Source organism: Megasphaera hominis (assembly GCF_014269395.1).
Lineage (GTDB): Bacteria > Bacillota > Negativicutes > Veillonellales > Megasphaeraceae > Megasphaera > Megasphaera hominis.
In genome coordinates, this window is sequence record NZ_JACOGK010000060.1 from 1 (window position 1) to 6,171 (window position 6,171).

Annotated in this window: 3 protein-coding genes; all 3 read right to left on the reverse strand. The window is 43.9% G+C overall.

Features of this window, described 5'->3' with window-relative positions; genetic code table 11:
- Nucleotides 1–148 precede the first annotated feature (148 nt).
- A complete protein-coding gene (locus H8J70_RS12140) occupies nucleotides 149–775 on the reverse strand; it encodes a DUF4391 domain-containing protein (protein WP_186504556.1) in 627 nt (208 codons plus the stop codon).
- A gap of 1 nt (nucleotide 776) precedes the next feature.
- Nucleotides 777–4,007, reverse strand: coding sequence for a helicase-related protein (locus H8J70_RS12145; protein WP_186504557.1), 3,231 nt, complete (start codon nucleotides 4,005–4,007; stop codon nucleotides 777–779).
- A 422-nt stretch (nucleotides 4,008–4,429) separates the two neighbouring features.
- Nucleotides 4,430–5,365 (reverse strand): hypothetical protein, encoded by a 936-nt coding sequence (locus H8J70_RS12150; RefSeq protein ID WP_186504558.1) that lies wholly within the window; start codon nucleotides 5,363–5,365, stop codon nucleotides 4,430–4,432.
- Nucleotides 5,366–6,171: the final 806 nt, after the last annotated feature.

Here is a 6,171-nt window from a genome sequence, read left to right on the forward strand (position 1 = left end):
AGTCCCATACCTGCGTCTCGATGCAACAGGACTGCTTTCATTCGTTTTTCATAAGAATACATTTTAAACCTCCTGACATTTAGTGATCATGTCAGGTCCAACTTTTTGTCCGCACCTCCCTGCCAGGTCAGTGGTATGCATTGTCAATTTATCCATGAATCAGTTCCTCCCGTTTTTTCCTGTATTCTTGCATCTTTTCGTGGAGTTCAAATTTCCGTTTCGGCTGTCGTTCCTTCCATACAGCCTCTTTGAGTTTCGTGATTTCTTTATCGAGTTTTTCCAGTTGTTCTTGGCGATTAAGTCGTTCATTCAGGGATAGTTCATCTGTTTTTCCTGGCGTTTCTTCAGCCAGTGCGATCTCTTCTACCAGGTTTTCCCAAATTTCATCTAAGGAGTTTCCCTGTATTTCTATATCTATATCCCCTGCATCCTGCCAGGCCGTAGTATAGAGCTTCTGTTCAAAAAGTGCTACTTGGCACAGTCCTTCATTGTCCAAGATAAAGAGGAGCTTGTGGTGATTGTTGCGTGCAATGGCTTCCAGTACGCGGTGGTCGTAGTTTTCTTTTTTTACGGTAATACCCATGACAAGAATTTCCCGCGTTTTCGAATCTGTATTGAGATTCAGGTTCTTTTGTGTCAGGCTTTGTTCAACATAGATACGGTCGATATCGGTTACAAAGGCGTTTTGCACCGGCTTCGTTAATGATAAATGCCTGTAAAACGCTTTTTTCGGTATTGATTTATGTACGCGTGTAGCTTGTGGAAATTGGATCATGTCATATCACCACCAGGAAACAAATGAGTTCAAAATCGTCAAGGCCGGAGAAGCCTTCCTGTTGGAACGTCGTCACATCGTCAGAGAAGAAGCTGGCTATGTCGTCTTGTTCCTTTTCGGCAATGATGGAGTGAATGGCATCTTCGAGGAGCGCTGATATCTTTTTCATGTCCCGGCCGTCTTTGGTCGTCGTATTAAATTTATGGCACAAATCCCGGTCAGGTTCTGTCTTTCCCTTGGCCAGGTGGCGCATGACGTCTAGTGTGTCCTTCGGCTGAAGATGGTTCGTAATGATTTCGCCGTCCATGCTAATGTAAACCAGATAAAACGGGTGGAGCCTGTTGCGATTTTTGACGTTGATGTTTTCATTTACATTACGTAACACAAACATGACACCTGGTTTTTCACTTTTGACAACGGCATGGATACCAAAGGGCATCCGGTCAATGTCCGGATGTTCCTTCATATAAGCCAGGAGGTCCATGCGGAATTCATTGAGCCCAAGGTCCATAATCGATACACCGTTGGTCATATCTTCCAAGTCAACGACTTCTTCCTGAAGCTTTTTCAACTGGGCCTTACGGTAGGTAAGATCGCCTTTTTCTTGCAAGTTAATGGGATCATCATCACCGGTAGAGGAAAGGACAGAAATACGCATACGCGTTTCGACGCGATCTTTGAGGTTGATGTATTCATCCAAGTCCAGGTCAGGCCAGAAATTAACGAGCTGAATCGTCGCATTTTTACTGCTGATACGGTCGATACGGCCAAAGCGCTGGATGATACGGACAGGATTCCAATGAATATCGTAGTTTATGCAATAATCACAGTCTTGCAAGTTTTGCCCTTCAGAGATGCAGTCTGTACCGATAAGAATATCGATATTCCGATTTTTATCCTTAGGATATAGTTCATCCCGTTCCTTTGAAACAGGCGAAAAACAAGTCAGGACGTGGTCCATGTCCAATTTGAAATCACTTAGGGTCGTCTTGTTGTAACTCCCTGTAACCAGCCCTGTTTCGAGTCCTATTTTCTTTGCTCTAGGTGCTATTTCCCGGTACAAATATTCTGCCGTGTCAGCAAAAGCTGTGAAGATAAGTATTTTTCGATTGCCTTCATTAATGGGGTTAGTTTCCTTTTCTCCAATAATGCGGAAGAGCTGGTTAAGCTTGGCATCGTATTCCGGCGTAATGTCACTGACCATGTCCAAGATATTTTGCAGGGTTTCGATATCTTGCTGCATCTCCCGTTGCCAGGAAATAAAGTCCATATCTTTCAGCTTGATTTTCTTTTCTTTACCTACCTGGAAGAAATCTGTATTTTGGTCATCGCCATCAAAGGTGTTTTCATCTTGGTCAATGTCCCAAGGAGCGTCGAGTTCGTAGTTATCATATTCCTTGAATTTATCGATAGTATGCGACGTGTCCTCCATGCGTTCCTTAATGGCTCCTACGGTTAAGCGGAAAGAATACACGGAGCTTTCCATACGCTTTAACAGGTTGACTGCCATCAAACGGCGAATCCCGGCTTCACGACCTTTGCGAAAACCGACATTTTCATCTTCTCCCAGATACACTTTAAGCTTGCTTTTAAGAATAAATTCCGTCGGAGTGTAAATCGTCAAATGTAGTTTCGATAAGCTTTCATATATTTCTTTATAGTTAATACTATGTTCCCGATCCGATAATTTGGGGCGCACAGAAATAGGTTTATTCCGCTTCGGAAAGGTACCTATTTCTGATGTATCGTAATAGGTCTGAATATGTTTTCGCGAGCGGGCAATAGTGACACTGTCGAGGATTTCAAAGAAATCAAAATCCAAACGGGACAGGAGATTTTGGGTAGTCCGGCTTTCTTCCGGTTCCTTGCACCACTGGTTGTAAACTCTCTGTGCATTACGAAAAATCGTATCGATGTCAGACTTGATATCCAGTTTTTCATTGAGTTCTGCCGGATCGCCTTCGTAAATAAGTGCCAACTGGTTGCGCAAATCGTTGAAACGATTGTTGACGGGAGTTGCTGAGAGCATGAGGACTTTGGTCCGAACACCGGGGCGAATGATACGGTTCATAAGACGCATATAGCGGTTTTCCTTTTCACCGCCGTGGCTATTCGTTCCATTTCCGTTACGGAAATTATGGCTTTCGTCAATGACGACGAGATCATAGTTAGCCCAGTTGATACGCTCGATGGGCAGACCGATAACGGTACTGCCACTATTACGGGAAAGATCCGTATGATAAAGGACATCGCACCGGAACCTGTCGTTGGCCAAGGGGTTATTCGTGAGGTTGCCCCGATAAGTCATCCAATTTTCCGATAATTTCTTCGGGCACAGGACGAGGACATTCTTGTTTCGCCCTTCATAATATTTCATAACTGCCAGGGCTGTATACGTTTTACCCAGGCCGACGCTGTCAGCAAGGATACAGCCGTTATATTGTTCAAGCTTATTGATGATTGAAAGGGCTGCGTCTTTTTGGAACTGGAAGAGTTTGTTCCAAATGACACTGCTTTTAAAGCCTGTCGCTTCGTTCGGCAGGACATCTTCAGATATATCGGCCAGGAAGGTGCTGAAAATATTGTAGAGGGACATGAAATACAGGAGTTCCGGTGCATTATCCTCGTAAACGGTGGAAATCATGTCAATGACAAACTCCGTGACATCGGACAGCTTCTCTTCATCCTCCCACAGACTATTAAAAGCACGCAAAAACTCCTCTGTATCCGGTGCTTCATCTAAACGCATGACGATATTGGAGATGGTATTACCGCGCTCACAGCCCAAGTCGACGGTCGTAAAATTATTAAAAGGCGTGTAAATGTAGGTTGCATCAGGATTTTCCACAGCCAGGAATTGGTTCATACTACCTCTAGTCGTATTCGACTTAAAGCAGGCTTTTTTTCTCATCCAGGTGGCACATTCCTTAGCAATAGCTTTTTGCTTCAGCTCATTGCGCAAGCGCACTTCAAATTCCGTCCCATAGAGGCTTTTTTCACGGGCCAGCCGAGATATATAAAACTCCCTTCGTTCTTTTGGCGTCTTTTCAGCGATAAAGGTAGGTGACGTAAAGATGAAGCGGAATTCGTCGCACTTGTTCAGTTGTTTTAATAGTGCTTCATAGGCATAAATAGAAAAACATGCAGCTGCAATCGAAACCTTACTGCCACTATGTATCTTCTCCACCAAATCATCTTTCACGACATGCGTCGAATTGTTAAATGTCTTCATGGACTACCCTCTCCCAGCTGTTTTTAACGTACTTTCCTATTTAGCCTGTATCTATTGCCTACTTTGTTGAGAAATTATTCTTATATTTTAAAAATGCTTATAAACCACGCATATTATACATTATTAGTCTATTATAAAATACATCAAATTCAGTTGAAAATCAATAGAGCGCGGTCTTTTTTATAAAATTTTGTTATTAATATCAGCATGAAAAAGATTAATCTAAGCGTAGTTGACATTGTTAAATTCATAGGCATCCTCTATATTTTTTGATCTTTATACGCCATTATTCCCTACCCTCTGTCCCGTTGATCTATATGATTTATAACTTACGAAAAAAAAGACAGCCTCATGTCCATTTCAACATGAGGCTGTCCTTTCCCTACATAAATCATATTAATCCCGTCATCGGGAACTGCTTATTACTTTCTCTCCCCTTCCGCCACCAGCTTTTCACCAGGCTCATCTTTCTTCATCCTCATCCACGGCATCAATACCTGCATAAGGTCCTTCCACAGGGACGGAAAGGCATTAGTGCCTCTATATACGACATATTTCCCCTTATTTTGCATGATTTTCAAGGCCCACGTGACGTCGTTTTGGCCTGGGCTGCCTAGGGTGGTTTGGTTCCATTCGTGTAGTCTGACTTTGCTGTACAGTGTGTGTGTCAGGGTTTGCCATTGTGCTGGCGTCAGGGGGATGGTGGTCGCGTTTGCTTCGGCGAGGGTCGTACCGGGTTGTGTGGCAATATGGGCTGGTGCTTTCCGGAAGGTGTAGGTTTGGCTTGTGTCTTCATCATTTGTTTCTATGGTGTAGGTCATTTCTGTGACCATGTCAGCGTAGGCTTTGCCTGTTGCCGGGTCTACAGGGGCACTGCCGAAGTCGTAGTGGCAGTCGTAGCAGTGGTAGCGCGGGCCTTGCAGGGCTGGCATGCTGACGGAGCTTTTCTTGTTTTTTCCTTGTTCCTTCGTTTCCTGGTGAATGGGGGCTGTATGGGTGCCGCCGCAGCGCGGGCATGGTTCTACTAAGGGAGTGGTTCCATCATGGAGGACGTACTGGAAATAAGGCCAGTCGTCACGGTAGATATGGATAATCTCACTATTCCATTTGTTTGGTTTATTTATACCTGATTTTCCGTTTGTAAATATGTGCTCCAACGATAGCATCTGCAACCTGATACCAGTCTCATTGCGGAATTTATCGTCGATTTTATCTCCATTGGCAATGGCCCGCTGACGCAGTTGACGTGATATATCAACTATCATCTTTTCCCGGTCACAGTTGTTATATAGCACCTCTTGCAATGCTACCAACAATACGGCCTGTTCATGCCGATCCCAAAGATTTTTCCGTACCATAGCCCATTCCTCCTCGCGTGTAATTGTTATATTCATTGTAGCAAATATTCGGGTATAATCAATGGTTATGGTTGAATTATCCCACCGTAACTAGCAGCACCACAATGGAATAATGCAATCATAGGGCCCAGCCTTGCTAAAAAATTATTATATTTATGTAATCCCTCTATCCCCGGTTATTGAGCTGTATGGGATCCAGGTCATTGCTACTAATTGGCTGCCTGATTAATCAGGCAGTAGTATCGGCGTAATGTGCACACAGGCACATTACGCTTCCGTCACCTACGCCGTATCGTGCACACGGGCACGATACGCCTTCCCTCCAGGGAAGGCACCGCTCCCGGTACTTTCCCCTCTGGGAAAGCCATCATTTCATATATTTTCAATTTTATTTATATTTATTTTTTGAGATTCATGGAGCAATTGCTTTCTCCCTGCTGGGAGAAAGTGCCCGAAGGGCGATAGAGGGTACCTACAAAAATAAGTATTTATACACAACATTACATTTTAATCTCACGCCCTCTCTCCCCGGTTTCGCTACGCGTTATTACATCAACGTTATGACTACTAATTGGCTCAATACTTGATCTCATCCAAGTATTGAGTAGTAACGGCGCAACGCCCACACAGGGGCGTTGCGCACATTACGCTTCCGGTCCACCTTTTATTTTATGTAATCCCTCTATTGGAGGTGCGGACAAAAAGTTGGACCTGACATGATCACTAAATGTCAGGAGGTTTAAAATGTATTCTTATGAAAAACGAATGAAAGCAGTCCTGTTGCATCGAGACGCAGGTATGGGACT